The sequence below is a fragment of the Streptomyces sp. FH025 genome (assembly GCF_017427025.1).
Classification (GTDB): domain Bacteria; phylum Actinomycetota; class Actinomycetes; order Streptomycetales; family Streptomycetaceae; genus Kitasatospora.
In genome coordinates, this window is record NZ_JAFLNG010001126.1 from 1 (window position 1) to 1492 (window position 1492).

Genomic DNA, 1492 nt, shown 5'->3' on the forward strand with positions numbered 1-1492 from the left:
CCGCCTCGCCCGCCGGATCGAACCCGCCGTCGGCTGGTCCGACCTGGTGCTGCCCGACCCCACCGCCGCCCGGCTGCGCGAGCTGGTGCTGCGGGCCCGGCACCGCGACCAGGTGCTCGGGCGCTGGCGGATGCGGCCCGGCGGCGGCCGGGGGGCCGGGGTGATCGCCCTGTTCGCGGGGGAGTCGGGCACCGGCAAGACGATGTCCGCCGAGGTGGTGGCCGCTGAGCTGGGCATGGAGCTGTACGTCGTGGACCTGTCCACCGTGGTGGACAAGTACATCGGCGAGACCGAGAAGAACCTGGAACGCGTCTTCACCGAGGCCGCGCAGGTGAACGGCGTCCTGCTGTTCGACGAGGCGGACGCGCTGTTCGGGAAGCGCTCGCAGGTCAAGGACGCCCACGACCGCCACGCCAACCTGGAGACGGCCTACCTGCTCCAGCGGATGGAGTCGTTCGACGGGATCGCGATCCTGACGTCCAACCTGCGGGCCAACCTCGACGAGGCGTTCACCCGGCGGCTGGACGTCATCGCGGAGTTCCCGCTGCCCGACGAGGCGCAGCGGCGCCTGCTGTGGGACCGCTGCCTGGGGCCGTGGCTGCCCCGGGGCGAGGACCTCGACCTGGACTTCTGCGCCCGGAACTTCGAGCTCACCGGCGGTTCCATCCGGGCCTGCGCCGTCTCCGCGGCCTACCTGGCCGCCGGAGCCGGCGCCCCGCTGGGCATGGCGCAGCTGGTCGCCGCGGTGGTCGGCGAGTACCGCAAGCTCGGGCGGCTGGTGCTGGAGAGCGAGTTCGGGCCGTGGCTGGGCGTCCTCGGGGACGCCCCCCACACCTGACCGGCGCCGTCGGCGTTACCCGCGAGTACCCGACGGGGTGTCCGCCGGGGGCAGTGTTCCTGCCCCCGGTCCGGGACCTCGGGACATGTCCCCGGACGACGCCGCGCAGCAGACTCGGGGGCGAATGACCGGCCCACCCGAAGGAGCGCGAATGCCGTCCTACCTCACCCCGGGCGTGTACGTGGAGGAGGTCCAGTCCGGTGCCCGTCCGATCGAGGGGGTCGGCACGGCCGTCGCCGCCTTCGTCGGCTTCGCCGAGACCGGTCCGTTCCACGAGCCCACGCTGGTGACCAACTGGGACCAGTACGTGCAGCGGTTCGGCGGGTTCACCGAGGGCACCTACCTGGCGCACGCTGTGTACGGCTTCTTCGCCAACGGCGGCGGCTCCGCCTACGTCGTGCGGGTCGGCGACCCGGCCCGGCGGGCGGCCGCCGGTGCCTCCGCCCCGGCGGTCGGCGCGCCCGCGCCCGTCGCGATCGCGGGCTTCCTCTTCTCGGCCCTGCCCGGCGCGGGCGGCGAGGTGTCCGTCGAGATCGCCGACGCGGAGGGCGAGAACGTCCCCGAGGACCGGTTCCGGCTGCTGGTCCGTCGCGGCGGCGAGGTCGCGGAGACGTTCGACGTCTCGACCCGCAAGAACACCAAGGGGTACGTCGT

Annotated in this window: 1 protein-coding gene and 1 pseudogene; both read left to right on the forward strand. The window is 73.7% G+C overall.

Annotated features, from left to right (window positions below; all coding sequences use genetic code 11):
- The coding region (locus tag J0670_RS37870) for an ATP-binding protein (protein WP_207817306.1) at positions 1 to 838 on the forward strand (838 nt) is incomplete at its 5' end.
- Positions 839 to 989: 151 nt separating this feature from the next.
- Positions 990 to 1492: pseudogene (locus J0670_RS37875) on the forward strand (phage tail sheath family protein); the annotation flags it as partial.